The 24,050-nt window shown below is 40.8% G+C and carries 23 protein-coding genes; 14 read left to right on the forward strand and 9 right to left on the reverse strand.

Annotated features, from left to right (window positions below):
• Window positions 1-3: 3 nt before the first annotated feature.
• The gene (locus FD50_RS11990; protein ID WP_056962008.1) at window positions 4-1,911 is read right to left on the reverse strand and encodes a M13 family metallopeptidase; all 1,908 of its coding nucleotides are present in this window, start codon (window positions 1,909-1,911) and stop codon (window positions 4-6) included.
• 248 nt (window positions 1,912-2,159) lie between these two features.
• On the reverse strand, window positions 2,160-3,014 hold the full coding sequence (locus tag FD50_RS11995; RefSeq protein ID WP_054757302.1) for an aldo/keto reductase: 855 nt from the start codon (window positions 3,012-3,014) through the stop codon (window positions 2,160-2,162).
• A 237-nt stretch (window positions 3,015-3,251) separates the two neighbouring features.
• On the opposite strand from FD50_RS11995, the gene jag reads away from it, so the two are divergent.
• Both jag and FD50_RS12005 read left to right on the forward strand, forming a co-directional pair.
• Window positions 3,252-4,001: an RNA-binding cell elongation regulator Jag/EloR gene (jag, locus tag FD50_RS12000; protein ID WP_056962009.1), complete on the forward strand. Its 750-nt coding sequence runs from the start codon at window positions 3,252-3,254 to the stop codon at window positions 3,999-4,001.
• 17 nt (window positions 4,002-4,018) lie between these two features.
• Window positions 4,019-4,468: a MarR family winged helix-turn-helix transcriptional regulator gene (locus FD50_RS12005; RefSeq protein ID WP_056962010.1), complete on the forward strand. Its 450-nt coding sequence runs from the start codon at window positions 4,019-4,021 to the stop codon at window positions 4,466-4,468.
• A 295-nt stretch (window positions 4,469-4,763) separates the two neighbouring features.
• On the opposite strand, the gene lrgB is transcribed toward FD50_RS12005, so the two are convergent.
• From lrgB to FD50_RS12025, 4 genes are all read right to left on the reverse strand, one after another.
• The gene (gene lrgB, locus FD50_RS12010) at window positions 4,764-5,486 is read right to left on the reverse strand and encodes an antiholin-like protein LrgB (protein ID WP_056962011.1); all 723 of its coding nucleotides are present in this window, start codon (window positions 5,484-5,486) and stop codon (window positions 4,764-4,766) included.
• 1 nt (window position 5,487) lies between these two features.
• Window positions 5,488-5,958: a CidA/LrgA family protein gene (locus FD50_RS12015; protein WP_054757299.1), complete on the reverse strand. Its 471-nt coding sequence runs from the start codon at window positions 5,956-5,958 to the stop codon at window positions 5,488-5,490.
• Between the two features lie 135 nt (window positions 5,959-6,093).
• Entirely contained in the window at window positions 6,094-6,831 is a 738-nt protein-coding gene (locus tag FD50_RS12020) for a LytR/AlgR family response regulator transcription factor (RefSeq protein ID WP_054757298.1), read from the reverse strand.
• Window positions 6,832-6,991: 160 nt separating this feature from the next.
• Window positions 6,992-7,441: a MerR family transcriptional regulator gene (locus FD50_RS12025; protein WP_054757296.1), complete on the reverse strand. Its 450-nt coding sequence runs from the start codon at window positions 7,439-7,441 to the stop codon at window positions 6,992-6,994.
• A 156-nt stretch (window positions 7,442-7,597) separates the two neighbouring features.
• Here FD50_RS12025 and FD50_RS12030 point away from each other — a divergent pair, with 156 nt between their 5' ends.
• The 7 genes from FD50_RS12030 to FD50_RS12060 all read left to right on the forward strand — a co-directional run bounded on the left by FD50_RS12030 (window position 7,598) and on the right by FD50_RS12060 (window position 16,584).
• Entirely contained in the window at window positions 7,598-9,085 is a 1,488-nt protein-coding gene (locus FD50_RS12030) for an MDR family MFS transporter (RefSeq protein WP_056962012.1), read from the forward strand.
• Window positions 9,082-9,825: a DUF4811 domain-containing protein gene (locus tag FD50_RS12035; protein ID WP_054757294.1), complete on the forward strand. Its 744-nt coding sequence runs from the start codon at window positions 9,082-9,084 to the stop codon at window positions 9,823-9,825. The genes FD50_RS12030 and FD50_RS12035 overlap by 4 nt, the downstream gene beginning before the upstream one ends.
• Before the next feature lie 390 nt (window positions 9,826-10,215).
• Entirely contained in the window at window positions 10,216-11,601 is a 1,386-nt protein-coding gene (locus FD50_RS12040) for a sugar porter family MFS transporter (protein WP_056962013.1), read from the forward strand.
• 18 nt (window positions 11,602-11,619) lie between these two features.
• Window positions 11,620-12,645, forward strand: a complete 1,026-nt coding sequence (locus FD50_RS12045) for a polysaccharide pyruvyl transferase family protein (protein WP_056962014.1) — start codon at window positions 11,620-11,622, stop codon at window positions 12,643-12,645.
• Between the two features lie 125 nt (window positions 12,646-12,770).
• Entirely contained in the window at window positions 12,771-14,063 is a 1,293-nt protein-coding gene (locus FD50_RS12050) for an MATE family efflux transporter (RefSeq protein WP_268872012.1), read from the forward strand.
• Window positions 14,064-14,439: 376 nt separating this feature from the next.
• Window positions 14,440-15,609, forward strand: a complete 1,170-nt coding sequence (locus FD50_RS12055; protein WP_056962016.1) for a serine hydrolase domain-containing protein — start codon at window positions 14,440-14,442, stop codon at window positions 15,607-15,609.
• Window positions 15,610-15,624: 15 nt separating this feature from the next.
• Window positions 15,625-16,584, forward strand: a complete 960-nt coding sequence (locus FD50_RS12060) for a S66 family peptidase (RefSeq protein ID WP_056962017.1) — start codon at window positions 15,625-15,627, stop codon at window positions 16,582-16,584.
• A gap of 182 nt (window positions 16,585-16,766) precedes the next feature.
• Here the strand turns inward: FD50_RS12060 and FD50_RS12065 are convergent, their stop codons facing one another.
• The gene (locus FD50_RS12065) at window positions 16,767-17,453 is read right to left on the reverse strand and encodes a Crp/Fnr family transcriptional regulator (protein WP_054757288.1); all 687 of its coding nucleotides are present in this window, start codon (window positions 17,451-17,453) and stop codon (window positions 16,767-16,769) included.
• Window positions 17,454-17,652: 199 nt separating this feature from the next.
• Here FD50_RS12065 and larA point away from each other — a divergent pair, with 199 nt between their 5' ends.
• Genes larA through FD50_RS12090 form a run of 5 tightly spaced genes read left to right on the forward strand, consistent with a single transcriptional unit; the run spans window position 17,653 to window position 22,502 of the window.
• The gene (larA, locus tag FD50_RS12070; RefSeq protein ID WP_056962018.1) at window positions 17,653-18,930 is read left to right on the forward strand and encodes a nickel-dependent lactate racemase; all 1,278 of its coding nucleotides are present in this window, start codon (window positions 17,653-17,655) and stop codon (window positions 18,928-18,930) included.
• 3 nt (window positions 18,931-18,933) lie between these two features.
• Complete coding sequence (larB, locus tag FD50_RS12075; protein ID WP_056962019.1) at window positions 18,934-19,698, forward strand: nickel pincer cofactor biosynthesis protein LarB; 765 nt, start codon at window positions 18,934-18,936, stop codon at window positions 19,696-19,698.
• A complete protein-coding gene (gene larC, locus FD50_RS12080; protein ID WP_056962020.1) occupies window positions 19,695-20,924 on the forward strand; it encodes a nickel pincer cofactor biosynthesis protein LarC in 1,230 nt (409 codons plus the stop codon). The genes larB and larC overlap by 4 nt, the downstream gene beginning before the upstream one ends.
• 14 nt (window positions 20,925-20,938) lie before the next feature.
• Entirely contained in the window at window positions 20,939-21,775 is an 837-nt protein-coding gene (gene larE, locus FD50_RS12085) for an ATP-dependent sacrificial sulfur transferase LarE (protein WP_056962021.1), read from the forward strand.
• Window positions 21,776-21,782: 7 nt separating this feature from the next.
• Window positions 21,783-22,502, forward strand: a complete 720-nt coding sequence (locus tag FD50_RS12090) for an MIP/aquaporin family protein (protein WP_056962022.1) — start codon at window positions 21,783-21,785, stop codon at window positions 22,500-22,502.
• Between the two features lie 203 nt (window positions 22,503-22,705).
• Here FD50_RS12090 and FD50_RS12095 read toward each other — a convergent pair whose 3' ends face one another.
• Together FD50_RS12095 and FD50_RS12100 are read right to left on the reverse strand one after the other, a co-directional pair.
• Entirely contained in the window at window positions 22,706-23,137 is a 432-nt protein-coding gene (locus FD50_RS12095; RefSeq protein ID WP_056962023.1) for an SRPBCC family protein, read from the reverse strand.
• Between the two features lie 74 nt (window positions 23,138-23,211).
• Window positions 23,212-24,036, reverse strand: coding sequence for a helix-turn-helix transcriptional regulator (locus tag FD50_RS12100; protein ID WP_056962024.1), 825 nt, complete (start codon window positions 24,034-24,036; stop codon window positions 23,212-23,214).
• Window positions 24,037-24,050 lie beyond the last annotated feature (14 nt).

Genomic DNA, 24,050 nt, shown 5'->3' on the forward strand with positions numbered 1-24,050 from the left:
GTTTTACCAGATATTAACACGTTTGTCAGGCGGGAGATACATTTTATCACCTTGCTGAATATTAAAGGTGGTGTAAAAATCAGTTAAGTTTTGCGGCTGAAGATTGGCACGTAATTCATGGGGGGCATGCACGTCAATATTTAACAATAATTTTTGGCGTTCCAGCGAGGATTTAAGACACCAGACACGTGCCCAATTAATAAAGAATGCTTTAAGAGAAACATTCTTTTCACCTTTTGCGGCTTCCAGTGCACAACTTAGGCCACCGGCATCGGCAATGTTTTCTGAGACTACTAATTTGCCGTTTACCTTGCCCGCAGCAGTTTGAAGTCCATCGAATTCTGCAATCATTTTTTGAGCGAGTTTTTCAAAGTGAGCGCGATCTTCTTTTGTCCACCAATTATTGAGATTTCCCAATTCATCAAAGTGGGCCCCATTGTTATCAAAAGCATGTGAGATTTCGTGAGCAATTACGGCCCCAATTCCGCCGTAATTTTCACTTGAAGACTGCTTTAGGCTGTAGAAAGGAGCCTGCAAAATTGCTGCCGGAAAAACGATAATATTATAGGAAGGGTTATAGTAGGCGTTGACCGTATCAGCACTCATTTCCCATTTTTCTCGATCAACTTCCTTGTTCCAACGGCTGTAATGATCTTTGAGGTAGATTTTGTCAAAGTTCACACTATTGTTGAAGAGTGAATCTGATGTTACTTTGAATTTTTTATAAATTTCTTCAAGCTTATCAGGATAGCCAACTTGGATTCCAAGCTTTTCAAGTTTGACAACTGCTTTTTCTCGTGTCGGTTGGCTTAACCATTTATTTTGTTGCAGTCGCTTTTTATAAACGGTGACCATCTTGTGCACCATCTGAGTAACATCATTTTTGGCTTGTTCGCCGAAGTATTTGTGTGCGTAGTAAAGACCCACAATTTGATCAAATTGGTTGATTGCTAAGTAGTAGGCACTCTTTTGGGGATTCATGGGTTCTTTGCTGCCTGAGATTGCACGTGAATATTCACCCGAGATGATCCGAGCTTGATCTGAGAGGTAAGGGCTGACAGCCAGCAGTGACTTTGCAAGCATCCAACCACGCATGTTAGCAAACGTTTCGGGAGTTACCAAAGAATTCAAAGCGGCATAGTATTTTGGCTGAGTCACGATCACCTGATCAGGTTGTGCATCGAGAAGTTCAGTCACAAAATGCTGAATATCAAAATGATCACTTGATTTAACGAAATCAGCAAAGCTGTATTTATTGTAAGATTTTACATAATCAGCTAATTCGGTGCTGTCTTTGACATGTGGGACAAGGGTCTTATCAAATGCAAGTGTTTGGGCGATTGTTTTTTGAGTAAACTCCGCAGAATATCCAGCAAGTTTGAAGAGTTTTTCTAACATCTTGGTATAAACTTGCAATAATGCTTGTGCTGCAGGGTTATCGTCCGTATAGTATGTTTTATCCGGCAAGATCAAGTTAGGGACACCGGCTGTAAGTGCATACCGCGAAGTATTTTTCATATCAGGTTCGACATATAAAGGAATAGGGCTAGGATAGCCGCTTAAGGTTAGCGCAGCCAGTTTTTGTTCCCAATCAGTCAGATCTTTTATTTGCGCAACTGTTTCAAGGTAGTGGCGTGCAGCTTTAAAACCAACTGCATCTCTTTTAGCGAAATCATGAGCAAGGCGATAGAATTTGATGAATTCTAGGAGATAGGGATCCGTGATTTCTTGCGGGTTTTGTGCTAAGCGATCAAAGTCTTTCATTAAAAGCTTTTCAATATTTTCTGCAAGGTCCGCAAAACCGCCTGTTGAGGATTTGTCTGCTGGAATCTGAGCAGTTTTGAGCCAAGTACCATTGACTGCTTGGTACAAGTCATCTTTAATGAGTTTCTGATTAATTGTTTCAGTCATACTGAAGCCTCTCTTCCTGTGCTGATATAATTAGTATTGTAGTTCAAAGTAAAACAGGATGATACTCTAAAAAAAATTGATGTAGCTTATAAGACTGGACTAAGGTAACATCAGTAAAAATAAAGGGGACACAATAGTCGAAAGGCTTTGAACATCAGTCCGAGTTAGCGATAGTCAAAGCACGGCTGTGTTATAACTCGGTGTTAATGTGCAAAGCCTTTGTCGTGGACCCAGATTTAAATTGTAGCCTAAAAATTGACCGTATCCGGATCAGCCGCGTAGCCAACAATCCCATCAAGTTGATCAATGGTAGTCATATCCTGTTCTGAGAGGGTAAAATCAAACAGCTTAGTATTTTCCTCAATGCGTTCTTCATGAATTGATTTCGGAAGCGGAAGAAAATGATGCTGCAAAGACCATCGCAGACAGATTTGAGCAACAGTCCGCTTGTTCTTTTTTGCGAGTGCTTGGAGGGTCTTATCTGAGAATATTTCACCAGTGCCTAATGGACTATAAGCTTCAAGCAGGATTTGGTTTTGTTGACAATATGAGATTGTTTCTGTGTCCAAATCACCCGGGCAAATTCTAATCTGATTAACCATTGGAACGATTGTTTGAGTCTCTTTTAGAATTTCAAAATGTCGCTTACGAAAATTTGAGACACCGATTGCCCTTATTTTTCCAGCACGATAAGCATCTTCAAGCGCACGCCAAGTTTCCTGTAAACGTTTCTCCCAATTATCCGTGCGGAAAGGTTTAGGATTCGGCCAATGAATCAGGAAAAGATCAAGTGTTGATAATTGGAGATCTTTGAGTGATTGCTCAATTGCAGCGGTTGCAGCCTGATAGTCGTGTGCACCATTATTAAGTTTACTTGTAATAAAGAGTGAGTGGCGGGAAATGCCGCTTTCCTTGACTGCTGCACCAACACTTTGCTCATTGCCGTACATTTCGGCGGTATCAATATGACGGTAGCCAGATGAAAGAGCTGATTTAACAGCTACTTTTGCAACTGCACCAGCGGGCGTTTGCCATGTTCCAAAACCAACAACAGGGATTTTTACGCCGTTATTCAAGGTGTAAGTATCAATTAAACTGTTCATCCAAAAACCTCGCTTCAAGTAGTTTATGATTCTCAGATTCATTTTACTACACTGAACTGAGAATTGTTAATTTCAGCGGTGCAATGTTCAAAATAGCGTTGCTGAGCTTTTTTCGCAAATGCTTTCAAAAACCGGCAAAATGGCTTGAATAAGGGATAATCACTATACTCTGAATATAAATTAAATGCTATAATACAAAGGAAACATTTTTTGGGCAAATTCAAAGGGGGAATGAAAATGACAAGGTTCAGTGATAAAACGATTGCTGCAGCAATTGCCACAGGCCTTGAAACCCTTGGAGTATCGCGAGAAAATGTCCAAATAGCGGTGATTCAAAAACATAAACGAGGCTTTTTAGGAATTGGACGTAAACTTGCGATCGTAGACTTGACAGTGAACCCACAATTGCTTGAACAAAAAAAGAAACCGGCTAAAGACCGAGTCAAGCTGTCAAAAGAAACCCCACAGCTTAAACAAGATCCACCTCAAGTTATGCTAAAACAGGCTAAAAAACAGCAGGTGCGGGATGCAGTGATTGCAGCACAATATTATTTAATTGATATCATAGAGAAAATGGGAGTAGCAGTAACGGTCCAAGTCGATTATACTAACAAAGAAGCGAAATATGTGTTAATTACTACGCAAGAAGGTCGGTTGATCGGTAAACGCGGCCGCACGCTAAATGCTTTACAGGTTTTAGTGCAGAATTATTTAGAAAAGAAAGGTGCAGCGCGAGTGAGAGTTGTTTTAGACGTTGGCAACTACAGAAAAAGACGGCGGCAGACACTCGAACGGCTTGCCGAAAATGTAGCGCTTGAAGCCATTGTTGAGCATAAAAAAATTGCATTGGATACGATGCCGGCTTTTGAAAGAAAAATAGTGCACACTAAGTTGGCACATAATGAAAAAATTGTTACGTATTCAAGAGGTAAAGAGCCACAGCGGTATGTTGTGGTTGATGCAGAAAATAAACAAAGAAAATTTTAGGAAAGTAGGAGTGTATCATGGGATTAGAACATCGGCCTGATAAATTAGAAGATGAGCTGTGTTTTGCGATTTATACTTCACAAAAAATATATAACAAATTTTATGCGATGGCATTAAAGGAATACAAACTAACTTATCCGCAGTATATTACGTTATTGACCCTGTGGGAGAATGAAGAACCCATGATGATCAAACAAATTGGAGCGCGGCTGAACTTGGATAACGGGACCTTGACACCCTTGTTAAAGAGAATGGAAAAAGATGGCTGGATTGAACGGAAACATGGGGAAGAAGATGCCCGACGTGTGTATATCTGTTTAACACATAAGGCAAAAAGCAAGAAATATGAGATCAAAGATAAATTAACATCTTGTTTCGCGGCAGTTGATATGACGCCTGAAGAATACAAAAAAGATGTGGCCTTAATTAAAAGCATTGGCAAAAGAATTGGCGTTGAAGATGATTAACCAGGTTTGAAGACTGGTTTGGGGATTTGTTCCATAGTAATTCGGATACTTATAAAATAAAACTATGAGAGTGTGACATAAGTCGAAAAAATTTGAGTGCTAACTCGAAATTACGAACATAGCGAGTACTTTGCGATGAGTAATTCGAAGTTAGACGGAGAATTTTGACTTATGGAACACGTTTATTCGGAATAAAAGAGGGGCTGTGACAAAAGTTAACTTTTGTCACAGCCCCATAGTTTTTGACTCTTTTTTAGTGGATGTGGTTGAACAGCAAGAGGTGCAATTTACTTTTTTAAAACAAAAGACGTGATACTAGAGGAACGACTGCATCCACAACAACACCGATTACAACCACCGCAATTGCAGCCATTGAGCCCTGGACAGAACCGAGTTTTAGCGCAAAGGCAGAACCGATGGTATGACCGGAAGTTCCCAACCCTAGACCAGTTCCGATTGGATCAGAGTTTAAATGGAAGAACCGAACTAACCAGTCACCTAAGGCATAGATAATAACTGCGTTTAGAATGCAGGCCATTGCGGTGATTGCTGAATTCCCCCCAATTGCACTTGAAATTGGTAAGGCGATTGCAGTGGTGGCAGCTTGAGGTAACATTGAAGCAATTCCAGTTTGGCTGAGACCCAGCAGCTTGGAGATCAAGACGATTGCAAATAATGAGAGCGTGGTGCCTACCAGGAGGCCGGCTAAAATCTCTTTCCAGTATTTTTTAATAACATCGTTTCTTTTATATAGTGGAATAGCGAAGGCAATGGTGGCAGGATTTAAGAACCAAAAAACGAGATCACCGCCGGGTTTATACGCCTGTGTGTAAAATTGAGTGACGTTTTGCTGAAAGAATTTTGCTAGTAAAACGAGCAGTGTGATTCCTAAAACCATTGCTACGAACAGCGGTTGGAAGATAAAAAGACCATGCGATTTTTTGAAGAGCCACTGACCGCAAAGATAGACCAGTAGGGATAGGCAGATGCCAAAAAATGGAGTTGTTAATAATGACATGCTACTCCTCTCCTTTCACGTGGATGCGATGTTTAATTGCAAGCGGTTGGTGGACGAATTTGTGTTTTTCAAGATGTGCTTTCCTTAACCAGATAAAGGTACGTGTTGTGTATGCGGTTACAACCAATAGAATAATGGTTGAGCAAATAATAACTAAAATTAATTGGAGGCCTGCTGTACGCATTACATCAAGGCTCGCGGTTAAGGAAATTCCAGAGGGAACAAAGAGAAAGCCGATAATACTGATTAAGAAGGCTCCTAGCGAGTCTACCCATTCAAGTTTAAGCAGGTGAGCTGATAAGAGTACGTACAATAAAATCATCCCAATTACAGGCGCTGGAACCGGAAAAGATTTGGGAAACAAGCCGGAAATTAAGTTTGAGACAAACAAGATAGTGGTGTAAATGCCCATCTGAACGAGCAAAGGAGCTGCGGCTGCACCTTTCTTTTGTTCCACGTGTGTTTTGTTCATTTTGTTGACCTTCTTTCTTAGACTTTGTTCTTGATGAATTAAGAATAGTACAAACAAAATGAAAAAAGCCGTCTTTTGCGGTTAATTGCAAAAAACGGGGGGTGAATGTTTAAAATCAGCGGGTCAAAAATCAAATTACATATTAAGTCGTGTCTTGAGAACTTTAAGATAGGAACGACCAACCGGAATTCTTTGATTATTAGTCATGATTAAGATGAAGGTGTGGTTGAACCAGGGCTGCAGTTCACGGATATTGTCAATGTTCACGATTGCACTGCGATGCACTTGAATAAAATGTTGAGCAGCAAGATGTGAACGGAGCCAAACTAATGTTTCATGTGAAACGTATTTTTTGCCATCCAATGTAAAAATTGTCAATTCGCCATTTTCAACGGTTGCTGCTAGGATTTCACGGGTTTTGATAACAACTGTCCGCTCGTCATTTGTCAGTGTAATAAATTGGTTATCTTTTTGCGGTGCAGGTGAGGACGGAGGGCCCTGGGGTAACCGAGTCGAGAGCGCCAGCTTTGCTTTTTGGAGTGCTTGATTGATGCGTTCCTGATCGAAAGGTTTTAAGACATAGTCGATAGCATTAATATCAAAAGCCTGAACGGCATATTTGTCGTAGGCAGTCGCAAAGATTACTAGTGGCGGTGTGTTTAATTGATGCAGTTCTTTTGCAAGTGTAAAACCGTTTTCTTCATTTAAAGAAATATCGAGGAACACGAGATCAATGTGGTGCGCAAAAAGAAGTGCCAAGGCCTCTTTAACGCCTTCAGCTTTAAAAACTGTATTTACGGTAATATTTTGTTGCAGCAGATAAGCAAGTTCATCACGTGCCAGCGGTTCATCATCAACGAGCAGGACATTCATACAGCTTCCTCCAGTTTTCAATAAAAAAATATTTTTCACTGTAATTATAGTCTACTTGCTAATTAATTTGAAATTTGGAAATGAAATTGGAACAGCTGCTACTTACTAAATTACTAAGCAGTGTGAATGGCACTTGAACTTTGTTTAAATAGCGTTGCGTTTACTTTAAAAATAGTTCTGTTTTCTTATTACTGCGAATTAATGCGTAGATATGTTTTCCTTGGGTATCATTAACTTCACCTAAGTCGATTTCATAGCCGCCAGGAACAAAAGTAAAATTCTGCAGTCTTTCTTTGACGAAACCGAAAACCGCTTTTCCAAGTTTGTGATGTTCATTTGTTTTTTGAACTGCAGCACTTAGTGTGTAACCTTCTTTTAAAAAGGACTGAATCATTGCGATTTTGAGAAACATAAAGTGACTATATTTTCGGTGCTGACCTTCGTCAGAGCTATTTTCAGGGTGAATATAGCCGCGTTCTTCCCAGTAACGCAACTTTCTTTGCGAAACACCAGTGGCTTTTGAAATATCACCAATTCCGAAGAGGAAATGTTCGTTTTTTATTATATCCTTGAAACGGGTAACATACGCAGCATTGTTTTTGTCTCCCATTGAACGTTCTCCTTTGTCAATTATCATAACGTTAATTGTAACCTTTATAACATCTTTGTCAAATTATTTGACAATTAAAAAAGATGAGTATATTATTTGTCACGTTGAACTATTAGTTCACATACTTATTTTAGAATGTTAGGGAGAGAAGACAACTTGGGAAAAGCAATTGATGAGAATGGTAAAGCGTACAACAGAACGTTATTGGTCGCACTTTTACTAATAGGTTCATTTTGTACCGTTTTAAATCAGACAATTTTAACAACAGCATTTCCAACTTTGATGAAAAGTTTTGATATTAATACCTCAACTGTCCAGTGGCTCACATCGGGATTTATGATGGTAAGTGGCGTAATGATCCCGATCAGTGCCTGGCTGACAGTACGTGTGAACTCTAAGGCATTATATGAAGGCGCAATGGTCGTCTTTTTACTGGGAACAATCACGTGCTACATCGCACCTAGTTTTTCTGTCTTATTGACGGGTCGTTTAATTCAGGCACTTGGGGTAGGGGTTACCATGCCGTTGCTACAGACAATGATGTTAACGATTTTTCCGGCAAATAAACGCGGAGCTGCTATGGGAATGGCAGGTCTTGTAATTGGGGTTGCACCTGCAATTGGACCCACACTTTCAGGTTGGGTAATTGACAATTACCATTGGCGGACTCTATTCGGGATGTTGATTCCGTTTGCTGCTTTGGTGGTAATTGCGGGTTTTTGGTTAATGAAGGACGTCTTACCCACGCAAAAGGTTAAACTTGATTGGCTTTCAGCGTTACTTTCGACAATCGGTTTTGGAAGCCTGTTATACGGTTTTTCTGAAGTTGGTGAAAAAGGTTGGGGTAGCAGCATTGTAATCCTCTCAATTATTGCGGGTGTAATTTTTGTTGTCCTGTTCGGTATCCGACAGTTGCGTTTAGAAAAACCATTTTTGGACCTGCGGGTTCTTAAAAATCCAGAATTTTCAGTAGCAGCACTTTTAAGTTCGGTGCTAATGATGGCAATGATCGGTGTTGAGATGGTACTGCCGCTTTATTTGCAGACTGTTCGCGGAGAAAGTGCATTTCATTCAGGTCTCACTCTTTTACCAGGGGCTTTAATGATGGGTGTAATCAGCCCGATTGCAGGACGTGTTTTTGACAGGATTGGAGCAAGACGAATCGCAATTACCGGTTTATTTTTATTAACAGCTGGAACGATTCCGTTTGCGTTCATTACTAGAGAGACACCATTTGTTTATCTAGTTACGTTGTATGCTCTTAGAATGGCTGGAATTGCAATGTCGATGATGACCGTGACGACTTCAGGGATGAACTCCTTGCCGCTTAAGATGATGAGTAATGGAACGGCCGTTAATAATACAATTCGACAGGTAGCGGCATCGGTTGGAACGGCAGTCTTGGTCAGCATTTTAACAAATGTTACTAAAAATGATATGCCTGGTAAGGCCATGTTGCACTCCGATCCTTTGGCATATAAGAATGCAGCTTTTCAAGCGACACTCGGTGGGTATCATGCCGCCTTTTGGGTAGCAATTGGTTTTAGTTTGGTCGGTTTAATTGTCGCCTTCTTTGTTAGTGGACGGACTCCTGGTGAAATGATGCAAAAAAGCACGGAGAATGTCGGAGGTGAACAAGCATGATTATTATTTGTTTATTGATAGCAGCAATTTTGCTTTTTACGGTCATGATAACGATTGATAAAGTGGGGTTACGCACAATCCTGAGCTTTATTTGCGTCGCGGTGATTCTCGTGTCAATGTTTTTCATGGTTAAGAACGACCGTGAGCATTTTGGGATGCATCAGGTTTCTACAGTAAAAACAAGCAAACTATATTCTGCAGCCTCGTCGTCACAGCTTAAGATGTTGCTTTATCAACAAGTCGGTACATCCGGTAAAGAAAAAGTCTATATTTATAAAACCAGTGCGGCACAAAAGAAGGTTACGACGACTAATCCGGATCCGCGCAATACTCATAGCAAAGTAGTTAAAGTTTCCGGCACAGCGGAAGTGGTCACAAAGACAATGCGTTGGGAATACAAGAATAGTTTTTATAGTTTCTGGTTTGGAATCTCAGGAAATGGGCATCAGCTGGTGCGGCATTATAAGACCTTTAGGATTAATAACGCGTGGCTTGTACTAAGTACAACGCAAGCCAAGAAACTGGCACAACTTGTTAAGCAGAACCAAAGCAAGATGAAAGAAGCTGGTAAAACGTTTGTTACAGCACAGGTCAAGCAGGCACTCACAGCGGCTTTAACGAAAAATCCAACAATGTCGCAAGCACAGCAACAAGCGTTGACTAAAAAGGTTGCCGCCCAAGCACAGGCGCAGTTTCAACAACAGGCGTTGGCGAAGCTGATTGCAGAAGTTAAAAAATAAGCATTGATTTACTGCTCGGTAAGAAAAATACAGCAAAAAATTTGAAGTTACTTAAAGCTAGAAAATTGGTCAAGATGTACATTTTGACACAGTTTCCTAGCTTTTTTGCTTGCATTCTCATAGTGAGAAATGTACCAGATCACCATATATTCCAACGTGAAGATTTAAAATGCTGCTGCACGGTAACAAGTGCTTATGTTGGTCTAATAATTTTTTGAGGAGTAACATAAAAGTCGTAGACTGCTTAAAAAAGCTGATAAAAATGTCAACGCTGAGATTTTGAATAATTAAGCTAGTATTTTAACAGGATTGAGCAGATTAGAAGAGGTGAAAAAAGCAATTTCTGTGACAAGCAGTATGCTTTTTTTAAAATCAGAGTAATGGAGCTGTATGAAAAATATGAATAAAAATACACATAACAGCCGCCTAATGATGAAACTCTTTACTTATATAATTGCTTTAGGCGGATTTTTATTTGGATATGATACCGGTGTTATTAATGGGGCTTTGGCATTTATGAGTCTTAAAGACCAATTGAATTTGAATGCTGGGACTCAAGGGATTGTGTCCAGTGCGTTGGTTCTTGGGGGTGTCCTAGGAGCAATTAGTAGCGGACGAATAGCGGATCGAATCGGGCGCAGAGCTTTATTGCGCTGGATTGCCATCTTATTTACTGCTGCGACAATCGTTTGTGCGTGGGCACCTGGGATTGGGATCCTGATTTGCGGGCGTTTTGTCCTTGGGATAGCAGTCGGGGCTGTTTCAGGATTATCGCCCATGTATCTTTCCGAAATCTCAACCCCTGAAAAAATTGATCGGAACGTTAATCGAAACGCAATTGCAATTGTTCTTGGACAGCTAGTGGCATTCACTGTAAATGCGTTTCTAGGAAATATCTGGGGCGACTGGCATGCGATTTGGCGTGTCATGATGTTAATGGCAGCATTGCCTGCGATTCTAATGTGGGTGGGCTCATATCAAATTCCAGACAGTCCTAAATGGCAGCTGCTGCACGGTAAAGAAACGGGTGCAAAGACTAGTTTCGAAAAACTGGGTTTCTCATCGGATTTAATGCAAGAAAATGTGGCGGTAGTTCAAAAGGGATTACAGGAGAACAAGGTTAAAAAAAATGTCCCTTTGCGACGAATTCTGCGCAATAAACCGTTGCTGTTTGTTTTTATCGCTGGGATCAGCATCGCGCTGATTCAACAAATCTCCGGGGTAAATACCGTGATGTATTACGGGACGGTTGTTTTGGAAGATGTTGGCTTATCAAGAGGTTCTTCGCTTTATGGAAACATCTTGATTGGGAGTGTTTCTTTTTTAGCAAGTATCGTAGGCACACGCTTAATTGCAACACATAATCATCGGAATATCTTATTAGTTGGAATTTTTGGGAATGTTGTTTTTCTAGGGATACTGTCTTTGATTTTACAGTTGCATTTGCTACCAACAGCATGGTTGAATGTTGCTGTACTAATCTTTTTAACTTTATTTTTGGCAAGTCACCAAGGAATTGTCAGTCCGGCAACTTGGCTGATGATGTCGGAAATCTTTCCGTTGCCCGTTAAGGCACGTTTCATGGCGTTCGCCACAGCAACTACGTGGTTGACAAATTTTGTGATTAGCTTGATCTATCCTACGTTAATTGCAATGTTCGGTTCAGCGCTGACCTTTATGATCTTTTCATTGACCAATGTTTTCAGTATTTTTCTAACGCTGTTCCTAATAAAGCCAGCCAAGATTCAAGCTGCAAAGCACGCACCGATTAAATAATCCTAAGGAGTGTTGATGATGGCAGATTTTTTTGTTAAAACGAGTGCACCAGTGAGTGAATTACCGCAAAATGATCGTCCTAAAATGTTTCTGTTTGGGACACCGAGCTACACAAATATGGGGGACCAAGCCGTTTCGTTAGCGATTAGAAAATATTTTGAACTTGAATTTCCGCAGTATCAATTTATTGAAATCATGGACTACGACACCCACGCTGGAATTAAAGCGGTTAAAGAAATTATTAACGCCCGTGATATTGTGGGTTACACTGGTGGCGGCAATCTGGGCAGTTTGTACACTGACATTGAGGAAGGTCGTCGGGAAGTCTTTAAGACATTTACACATAATCTGACAATTTCTTTTCCCCAGTCAATTCATTTTGAAAAAAATGACTACGGAGAAAAAGAGTTAGAACTTAGTCAAGCAGCTTATGCAAGTAATCCTAACCTAGTGTTATTTGCCCGTGATGCGCAGAGTTTTCGCCGAATGCAAAAGGCATTTGACAATCATGTCCGCTTCACCCCTGACATGGTCCTTTTTCTTGAACCACGAATTCTTAAGCTCAAACGGCAAGGAGCGCTCTTTGTGCTCCGCCATGATGGTGAAAAAGTGCTGACTGAATCCTTTATTACGACGTTAAAGGACGTGTTGGCAAAGGAAGGACCGGTAGAGCGGACCGATACAGTTTTAGAAAATCCAGCTAAAATAACACCAGTCACACGGGAACGACTTTTTGAAGAAATTCTTGAAAAAATTGCTAGTCAAGAAGTTATTGTTTCTGATCGTTTTCATGCAATGGTTTTTTCGGTGCTGACGCAAACCCCATGTCTTTTATTTGGCAATAGTTATGGCAAAGGAAAGCATGCTTATTACGACTGGCTGGAAAATGTCAAATGGATCCAGTATACTGATGAAACAGATTTGGGAAGAATTACCACTCAAATTGATGATCTTAAAAAAGCACCAGTTCACGACTTTGAATTGCGGGCAAACTTTAAAGATCTGGACCGTTTATTGCAGGCACATACTGCTAAATTCAACTAGTAGGATATTAGTTTGACAGCGTACAACTGTTATTTTGAGCTGCGGCAACTAGAGTATGAGGTGGTCATATTTTAACGAAAGGAACGCCTTGGAAAGTTATTCTCAATTTTGCATGGCCAATTTTACTGAGTGGGCTTTTGCAACAACTTTATAATCTGGCTGATTTGATGATTGTAGGGCAACTATTAGGGGCGCAATCAGTTGCGGCAATTGGCAGCACAAGCAGTCTAGTAGGCTTTGTTTTGGGCTTTTCACAAGGAATTACAACTGGAATGGGGCTGATCATTGCGCGGCTGTTTGGTGCACGCGCTTTTAAAGATGTCAAACGCCAGTTTAGTATTAGTTGTCTGATCTGTGGAGTCATCGCCATGATATTAATGGTTTTAAGTCTGGTTTATGTCAAGCAGGTACTGCTGCTTTTGGGGACACCGCTGGCAATTTTTAATGATGCCCGCGACTACATTTTAATGATTTTTGCAGGCATTCCAATTTCAATGGCCTTTAATCTGTGCGCTAATATGCTGCGTTCGGTAGGAAATAGTCGGACACCGTTAGTTTTCCTAGCGATTGCAGTGGTGATTAACATTGTCTTGAACTTTGTCTTTATCTTAGCGTTTGGAATGGGAACAATGGGTTCGGCGTTAGCAACTGTAATCTCGCAATTTGCAGCTGCAGTATTGTGTGGAATTCACATGTTGAAAAATGAGATGATGTTTCGCTTTAAAATGCCAACTAAGCTTAAATTTAAGGAACTAGCAGCGCAGTTAACTGTTGGGATTCCAATGGGGATGCAGTTTTCAATCATCGCAATTGGTGCTTTACTTGTACAACGTGCACTGAATGGATTGGGCACGACCGCAATTGCTTCTTCTTCCGTTGCTGCAAAGGTAGACCAGGTTGCAATGTTGCCGCTGTCTGCTCTGGGAGCAGCCTTAGGGACATATATCGCTCAAAACTATGGTAGTTTGCAGTATAAGCGGATTTTAATAGGTATTAAGCAAACAAGCTGGATATCATTAGGAATTGGCTTATTTTTAGCAGTTACGATTATTGGTTTCAGTGATTTGTTGACATACCTGTTTGTTCTGAGACCATCAGCGGGCTTGTTGCAGCTGAATCGTTTGTACTTTAGAGTCGTAACGCCATGGTATCTTTTGTTATCAGTACTTTTTATTTTACGGTTTACACTGCAGGGACTTAACTATAATTTGCTGCCCATGATTGCGGGTGTCGTCGAATTAATCATGCGCATGATCGCTGCCTTGCTTTTTGTCAATTATTGGGGTTATCTGGGAATCTGCCTGGCTGAACCATTAGCGTGGGGCGGCGGATTATGCACCCTATTACTGTGGTTCCCGACAGCAATCAGGCAGATTAAACGATTAGTGAGGATCGAAGAACCAGGCAGCGCGGGATAAAGATTCAAGAATAGCTGTGTGTTGAGATTAAGAAGGCTGCGGCAAAAGTTTTTTACCACGGCCTTTTTTAGTATAAGCTGTTAAGCAGCTGAGACGAGGAGCGGATAAGCGTTTAGTAACAAGCGTAAATTTTCACAAATTATTGTAAATTAAACAATCTCTTGTTGCCTGTATGTCAGTTTTCTCCTATACTCGAAAGTGAAACTGCAAGTCTAAAGTTAACCAAACGTGGTAAACATTTTCATGGAACACGACATGTTGCGGAGGTTGGCGGAAAAATTGAGTTCTTTTGGGGAGAATTCCCGACGTGCTGGTTTCAAGTTAAATTAAGACCTGAGTTTTGACACAATTCTAATAAATTAAAGGGAATATGATGATGAATTTTTTTAAGTTCAAGCAAAAAAAGGGACTGTCTTTAGTAGCACTATTATTTATAGTAATACTTGTCGCCGGAGGGTTAATTTGGCGAACAGTTAAGCAACAGCAAACTGCGACGCGGCAGCGAATAGAAAGGCAAAGGGCTGCAGCCCAGGCAAGTTCTGCAGCGCAGCAGGAGTCCTCTAAAAAGACTCCCATGGTGAAAAACGAACCAACAATTGTTAAAAGCGCGGCCTTAGACAACTATTTTACCAAAAATGGTTTCATTGGAAGTGTTTTAATCGTCAAAAATAATCAGATTGTCTTGGAAAAAGGTTATGGGTATGCGAATGCAGCCCAAAAACGCAGTAATACACCTAGTTCAGTATTTTTAATCGGTTCAACGGAGAAAGCGTTAGTGGCGACGTCTATTCTCCAGCTTAAAGAACAAGGAAAGCTTAATCTTGATGATCCGATTGGTAAGTATTATGCAAATTTTCCAAATGGTCAAAAAATTAAGCTGCGCAATCTGTTAACACATACCTCGGGGTTGAGAGGGCGTGCTGAAACTTTTGCTGAAAAGACACCAGCAGAACTGCTGCAAGAAATCAGCAATAATGGGATTAATACACAACCAGGGCAGTGGCACTACATGGATGATAACTACGTAGTGCTTGCTAATTTGGTTGAAAAGCTTTCAGGGCAGTCTTTGAGAGAGTACCTGCAACGGCACATTTTTCGGCCCAGCGGTCTGCAGCATACTGGTTTTGCCGATGAGAACTTTTTCAAACGCTCAGATGCAGCCAACGGATATTTGAAGCAACATTACTTGACTGATACACAAACAGAAAGATTGCCAGCATTTTCTCAGCTTTATGGGGTCGGTGACATTTACATGGATCCAGGCGACATGTATCGATTTGACCAAGCACTTACTAGCGGAAAGCTGATTTCAAAAGAAGATTTGCAGACAATGTGGACCCCAGGAAGTAGTTCTAAATATGGGATGGGATTTTACAATGATCCTGGATTAATTATTAATCGCGGGTATCTTTCTGGATTCAGTATTTCGAATGGCTTTTCCCATGATAAGAAGAACTTTATTGTGCTCTTTTCAAATGTCAAAGATAGTAATCTTTCCTTGGGGCTTTTGAATGGGCACATCTTAGCACTTTTAAATGCAGCTTAAAAAAGGAGAATTTTTTTGAAAATCGGTTTTTATTCACCATCTACTCCAATTACCAAATTAGCGCCGCTTAGGTTCCAACGGGCTAAAAGGTTTTTAACAGCTAAGGGAGTCAGTCTTGTGGCAGGGAGTTTAACCGGAAAGGGTGATTTTTACCGTTCGGGTTCTATTGCACAACGAGCAGCTGAACTCAATCAGTTAATCCATAATGATGAACTGGATGTTATTATGGCAACAATCGGAGGGACTAATAGCAATTCACTTCTGCCATACATTGATTATGAGTATTTGGAAGAACATCCAAAAACTTTCGTGGGGTATTCTGACGCCACTGCGATCTTATTGGCGATTAAGACTAAGGCACCAAGTTGTCGCGTGCTATATGGTCCGGCACTGGTCGCTTCATTTGGCGAATGGCCGCCGGATGTTGAACAGACTTGGAACTACTTTGTTCAGATTATGAATACTCCCAAAGGGGGAGCTGTCACAATCAAGGCTCCACAGTTTTGGACGGATGAACGTGCGAACTGGGAAAGCTTCGAACATCAGAAGGCAAAAAGGGTGAACACTTGGGAGTACAATACCCCCTGTTTAACGGGTACGCTGTTAGGCGGAAACTTGAACACAATTTACGGGATTTTGGCTTCACCCTATTTTCCGCAATTGAAGACCGATACAATCCTATTGATTGAAGACGCAGAAAAAGATGCTGCAACTGTTGAAAAAAATTTTGCGATGTTGAAAAATGCGGGAATTTTTGAGCGGATCAAAGGTGTGCTGCTCGGAAAACATGCTTTGTTTGACGACCAAGGAACACAGCGACAGCCGTTTGATATTTTGCGAGAAGTTATTAATGAACCTGTGCCAGTGATTGCTGCGTATGACAGTTGCCACACGATTCCCATGATTACCACTCCGCTGGGTGCAGCGGTTCGAATTAATGCAGTTGAGATGACAATCACATTTTCACATTTTTAACTGTGTTTTCGAGTAAGTCGAACTGATAAAAATATACATAGCTTAATTTATAACTAGCGGTACTCAAAACAGGTGCTGATAAAAGTGGAAGTTTTTCCTTTTTTGTCAGCACCTGTTTTTTGCGTATGCGCTACAACTGCTAACGGTTAGGTTGAAAAACGTTTAGAAGTGCAAATACAGGGCTAGTAAGCAATATAATCATCCAATTTTTGTGCATTGGTGATAATAATCCTGCGTTTGTTATCGGAACTGTTGCCGAATTCAATAATTCCTTCGTCTTTTAATCTCCGCATCATGCGGCTGACACTCGTATGGTTGGCAATGCCGCAAAAACCTGCAATGTCTTCATTAGTAACATAAAAATCGATTAGAATTTGTGAGCTATCAGGTAAGGATTTACCGAACTTCAATGACATATCGCGCAAAAAGTTTGCAAGTGCTCCAAGCTTTCCATTCATTGTTAGGCGTTGTAAGCGGGAGAAATTTTCAGATAAACGGTGACGATAGTATTGTTTAACGTAGTTTTGTAATTCTGGATTCGAGTTAACATACTGCCAAAATTTAACGCGATTGATCTGATAAAATGCGGCGGTTTCAGATTCAATCCGCACATTGAACGGTTGCTCGTCGTACTGAAGAGCCTCGTCATGCAGCAGTGAAATTACATCGGGCTGATTGATGTATGAGATGTTGAATTCACGCCCGTCTTGTAAGATAACAGAGGTTTTAATAATTCCTTCTTTGAGGATGAAAACACTCGCTGCTTTTAAACCATGAAATGTTAGGTAGGTGTGACATTTTTTGGTGATTGTTGGGATGTGTTTGCTTTTTAAAAAATGAACTAGGTAATCAATATCTTTGTTAGGCAACTATTTTCCTCTCTTCTACTCTTTTTCTTTTATAATATCTTAGTCATAAATAGCATATCCTTGTATTAACATTTGTCAATGTTTAATGATATCATTCTTGGCTGACTAACTTTAATAGTACTGATTGTCAATGAAAGGATTTTTCAACAGTATATCATTTTTCAATGTAAGCAAAAAAGAAAGAGGATGAATATTTAAGATGGTAGAAATAAATCTTCCATACGATCGAGGAGTTATTACTGCTAAGATTCCACAAGAAAAACTGGCAGGGACTTTGGTCTCAAAAGCAGCGACCTATAAAGCCGCATTTTCAGAAAATGAATTAGTTGAACGTTCCCTGAATAATCCGATTGGGAGTCCCTCATTAGAGAGCCTGGCGGCAGGAAAGAAAAACATTGTCATTATTAGTTCTGACCACACACGACCAGTACCGTCACATATTATTACACCAATTCTGCTGCGTCGTTTGCGTACCGCAGCACCCGAGGCACGGATTAGAATTTTAGTTGCTACTGGTTTCCATCGACCATCGACGCATGCGGAGTTGGTTGCTAAATATGGTGAACAAATTGTGGCAAACGAAGAAATTGTGATGCATATGTCTCAAAATGATGAGGACATGGTTAAAATCGGTAAATTACCTTCAGGCGGTGACTTGATTATTAATAAAGTTGCAGCTGAAGCGGACCTCTTAATCTCAGAAGGATTCATTGAATCGCACTTTTTTGCGGGCTTTTCTGGTGGACGTAAATCTGTTTTACCAGGAATCGCGTCTTATAAGACAATCATGGCAAATCATTCAGGTGAATTTATTGATGACAAGCATTCACGTACAGGAAACTTGCAACACAATCTAATTCATCATGACATGGTCTATGCAGCTAAAAAAGCTGGTCTACGATTCATTTTGAATGTTGTGTTAGACGAAGATAAGAAGATTATTGGTTCCTTTGCAGGAGATCTCGAAGCAGCACATAAAAAAGGAACGGATTTTGTAGCTGATTTAGCCGGAGTCAAAGCGGTTAAAAGCGAAATTACGATCTCTACCAATGGCGGATATCCCTTGGATCAGAACATTTACCAAGCGGTTAAGGGGATGACAGCTGCAGAAGCAACAAATAAACAAAATGGCACGATTATTATGGTTGCCGGTTGTCGTGATGGTCATGGTGGAGAAGGTTTTTATCATAATATTGCCGATGTAGCGGATCCCCAAGAATTCTTGGATGCAGCTATTAATACCCCCCGCTTGGAAACTGTTCCAGACCAGTGGACGTCTCAAATTTTAGCGCGGATTTTGGTTAACCATCATGTAATCTTTGTCTCTGACCTTGTTGATCCGGCTTTGATTACTAAAATGCACATGGAATTGGCTAAAACACTTGATGAAGCTCTGGAAAAGGCATATGAACGCGAAGGACAGGCAGCAAAAGTTACTGTTATTCCAGATGGCCTGGGCGTCATTGTAAAGGATTAATTGATGGAACAAAGTGAGATGTTGCAGTTCTTGCAACAAGTTGCCCAACAAAAGGTCTCTCCTGAAGAGGCATTGGTAAAGCTCAAGAATACAGGATTTACCGAATTAGAATATGCCAAAATTGATACTGAGCGGACCGTGCGCACGGGGTATCCAGAAGTTATCTATGGAGCAGGCAAGACAGCTGCCCAAATTGTCGGGATTGTACAGGCAATGAAACAGCAAAAACAACCAATCCTGGCTACTAGGGTAACCGCGAAAAAGGCTGCTGCTGTTTTAGCGCAGGAACCACAACTGCAATATGATCAGATTGCACAAACGCTGCGACTGCCAGCAGCCCAAATTGAGCAAAACGGTGAAATTGCAGTCGTGACGGCTGGAACGTCGGACATCAATGTTGCTGAGGAGGCTGCCGTGACCGCTGAATTTTTCGGTAACCGGGTTACACGAATTTATGATGTTGGAGTCGCAGGGATTCAACGGCTTTTCTCCAAGTTGGACCTGATTCGGCGGGCAAATGTTGTGATTGTGATTGCAGGAATGGAAGGTGCCTTGACTAGCGTAGTGGGCGGTTTGGTTGATGTTCCCGTAATTGCGGTGCCTACTAGTGTGGGTTATGGCAGCCACCTGAACGGTCTGACTCCTTTGCTTTCAATGTTGAATAGTTGTGCAGCCGGAATCAGCGTAGTCAATATCGACAATGGGTTTGGCGCGGCCTACAATGCCAGCATGATCAATCATTTAGCACAGGGGGGAAAGGACGAATGAAGACATTAGTTTTAGATGCTTTTTCAGGAATTAGCGGAGATATGTTTTTAGGAGCACTCTTTTCCTTAGGATTGTCTCAGACTGATTTGGAGAATGAACTAGCCAAATTACATGTTTCAGGATTCCATTTAACGGTTAAGCAGACTGAACGCTCAAGCATTTCAGGGGTCGATTTTGATGTTGTACTGGCTGACCACCAGCACAAGGATAATGGCGTTACTGAGCACGGACATCATCATGGCAGAAATTTTCAGATGATTCAAACATTGTTGCAAAAAAGTACCTTGAAAGAAAAGGTTAAGCAACGGGCATTGATGATGTTCAAAGAGATTGCACTGGCAGAAAGTCAGGTGCATCACAAAGACTTAAATGAAGTTCACTTTCATGAAGTAGGTGCCTTGGATTCAATTGTAGATCTTGTAGGGGCGGCAATTGCTGTCGAGCTGTTAGGGATTGATCAGATTGTGGTAAATAACTTGGCAGACGGGACAGGGACAATCAAGATTGCTCATGGCGTTGTTCCTGTACCAGTTCCAGCCGTAATGCAGATGCGTTTAGGAACGAATATCCCGGTGCAACAACGTTTCGACGTACATACGGAACTAGTGACACCTACAGGAATGGCAATTGTTAAATGCCTGGCACAGTCTTTTAATGTTACAACAACACCGGGAGTTTTAGAAAAAACTGGTTATGGCTTTGGCAAGCGCGCGACTGGCAGTTTAAATGCTTTACGTGCAAGTCTGTTCAATTCTAAACTGAGCGCTCAGGAAGTTGCACAAACTCAAGACCAGGTAATGTTGCTGGAAACTAATTTGGATGATATTACCGGTGAACAACTCGGCGATGCTATCCAGGGCTTAATGGAACTTGGCGCTAAAGATGCGTGGAGCGTGCCAATCATGATGAAAAAGGGACGTCCGGCATACAAATTATGTGTGTTGCTTGCGCCACAGCAAAAGCAACAGTTACTTGAGTATTTATTTGCACAAACTTCTGCGATCGGTGTGCGGTCCCAACTGCTCCAGCGCGAAATTATGCAACGCCAGTTAAAAACAGCTAAGACGTCTTTGGGAGAAATCAAAATTAAACAACTGAGCTACCAAGGAATCAGCAAATTTTCGCTGGAGCATGATGAGCTTTTAAGGCTGGCAGCTAAGTGGCACAGACCAGTGTTTGAGGTAGAACAGCAAATTTTAGCAGAGCTTCAAGAAAAAGTTAATTGAGGAAGGAAATTAAAATGAAGACATTAACAGAAAAAGAAAACAAGTTACAAAGTGTAATTGCAGGTTACGACCGAGTTGTAGTAGGTTTTTCAGGCGGAATTGATTCAACCGTTGTCTTAAAGGAAGCACTCAATACTTTGGGCACACAGAATGTGCTAGCAGTTGTTGCCAACTCGGAACTTTTTGCAGATGAAGAGTATCAAAAAGCTGTTAAATTGGCAAATGAGCTCGGAGCACAAGTTCAAGGAATACAACTTGACTACTTAGCAGAAGAACATGTTAAGCATAATACACCAGAATCATGGTATTACATGAAGAAGATTTTTTACCAGTCACTAAATAAAGTTGCTGCGCAGTTTTCAGCAACTGCCGCATTAGATGGGATGATTATGGATGACAATGCAGATTTTCGTCCAGGGTTGCGTGCGCGCGATGAAGAAGGTGCGGTTTCTGTTTTGCAGGTAGCTGGAATGTATAAGAAGGAAGTCCGTGAACTTGCACACAAGTTAGGACTTGAGAACTGGAACAAGGTTGCGTCTTGCTCTGTTTCTTCTCGTTTCCCATATTACACGGAATTGACAAGTACAAAAGTCCAACGTGTAATCGCAGCCGAAGGATATTTAAGAGCGCAAGGCTTTGCAACTGTCAGAGTTCGTGTGCATGAGCAAATTGCACGCATTGAAGTACCAGCAACTGATTTAGCAGCACTTATTGCAGAAAAAGCACAAATTGCTCAAAAATTACAGCAGTTGGGTTACGAGTATGTAACTGTTGATTTACAAAACTTTGAGAGCGGGCGGATGAACAAAACACTCTCAGCTACAGAAAAGAAGAAAGTATTAGTGGGGTAGAGTTGACATGCATTATTCTTTATTAGTTCGTTGTATTGCAGAATTTATTGGAACAGCCGTGATGGTTGCATTAGGCAATGGGTCAGTTGCTAATGTTGAGTTAAAAGGAACTAAAGGGTTTCACGGTGGCTGGGTGTTGATCGGCTTTGGTTATGGAATTGGAGTAATGATTCCTGCACTGATGTTTGCAACTGTTTCAGGAGCACAAATTAACCCGGCAATGACGATTGCACTTGCTGTGACAGGCGGCTTTCCTTGGAAGGAAGTCGTGCCATATGTTGTAGCGCAGTTATTAGGGGCCATCTTTGGTCAATTATTAATTGTGCTGGCATATCGACCTTATTATGCCGAAACAACTAATCCAGAGGCTATTCTAGGAACCTTCTCGACAATTGATGCAGCTAATAGTTGGCTGAATGGTTTTATTAACGAGTTTATTGGGACTTTCTTATTAGTAATGGGTGCTTTAAGCATCACAGCTGATAAGGTTGATTCTCGGGCTGATTTTATTGGATTAGGCTTTTTGGTAATGTGCTTGGTGGTTTCATTTGGAGGCCCAACTGGTCCAGCTTTGAACCCCGCACGTGATATTGGGCCTAGGTTGCTGCATGCTTTATGGCCTTTTGAATTCAAAGGCAGTTCGCAATTCAGTTATAGCTGGGTTCCGATTGTTGCACCTACAGCAGGTGCGATTGTAGCTGCAGTTATTTATCAGAGTATTTTCTAGTTTTATCGTCAAAATTTTTCAAAAACTTAAAGAGAGTGTGACATAGGTCGGGAAAATTCGAGTTAGACGGAGAATTTTGACTTATGGAACACGTTTATCCGGAATAAAAGAGGGGCTGTGACAAAATTTAACTTTTGTCACAGCCCTTTTTTATAAAGTAAATACAAGATTTAGATTCTTATTAGGTATATGCAGGTTAACGCTTAGTTCTCCAAACGGGGGAGTTTTTCAATAAGTGAAGCCAAGTTATTCAAATTAACATTAAAAGTATGTTTCGCAATTGGTGCCAGTAATTTTAAGGGGAGTTGGAGATTTGTTTTTTCCGGGATGTAAAGCTCTTCTTGCAAAACACTAACACCAGCAGCTGTTTCAGTTATTGTAAAAACAATTTGATATGCTAATTTGCCACCTGTACTTTGGTATCTAATATGGTTGCCGGCTGTGCTTAGTGTGATTGTTTCATGCTGATTAAGTGCAGCTTCTGCGCGCTTGATAATGAACTTAGCACCCTCTTGGTTTACTGTGGTAATTTCTGGAACCCATTCAAGTAAGTATTGGGGATGGACTAGAACTTCTTTAACCCTTTCAAGCTCTGCATTAACTGAAACAATGTTAGAAAATAATTTATATTGCATAATCAAGACCTCCTCGATTTGATGGTCTTAATATACTAAATTTCAGAAATAAGAGATAATCAGAATACTGATATTTAAAGCTCCTCATTTGTTTTTTCGCCAAAAAGATCTTTTAGAAAAAGACTGCGGCGGTGTGCTTCTAATTGTTGGTCAGCCTGACCACTTTCTTTAGCGATTTGCGCGCGTAGCTGATAACAGTTAGCCAGCATATAATGTGAGTTATGAGCGGTGATATAAGTAATCGCATCTTCCAACCACTTAAGCGCACTATTTATGTGATCAGCCTCGTAATTAATTAATGCCGCCAGATAAAAAACAATATTTAAATTTTCGACGTAATTATCATCTTTGATTGAACTTGTGGCCTTTTTCAAAAGGTTGAAAGCAGCTTGAAGATGCCCTTGTTTAACTTTAATAAGCCCTAGAGAAATAAGACTTAAACGTTTTAAGGGTGAAGCAGTTCGACTTTCCTCAGCGCTAATCGCGAGTCTTAAATTTTGCGCTGCTTCACTTAGATTGGCGTCGAGGTGAAGCTTAGCCACCCCCAAATAATAATAATATGCTTGGGTCTGTTCAGCTGTTTGTACATGAGCAATTGTTTCAGTAGCGAGCAAGAAATTTTTCAAAGCTGCATAGTCGTGCTTGTTGCATAATTCAGTCAATTTCTGATTGAAATTTTGCTGAGTGCTAATCTCAAAATCTTTTAGCAAACTGATTTCTGTCAAGCTGATTGATAGGCGCTGGCACAAGTTGATTAATAATTTTGCACTTGGCAGATACTTGCCGTTTTCTATTGCCGACAACATTGACTGAGCACAGATCCCTTTAGCAGTTTCTTTTTGTGAAAAATTCAGCTGGTTACGTCTTTTTTTTAATGAAATTCCAAGTTGATTATGCAAGAAGGCCTCCTTAT

This window comes from Liquorilactobacillus satsumensis DSM 16230 = JCM 12392 (assembly GCF_001435195.1).
In the GTDB taxonomy this organism is placed as follows: domain Bacteria; phylum Bacillota; class Bacilli; order Lactobacillales; family Lactobacillaceae; genus Liquorilactobacillus; species Liquorilactobacillus satsumensis.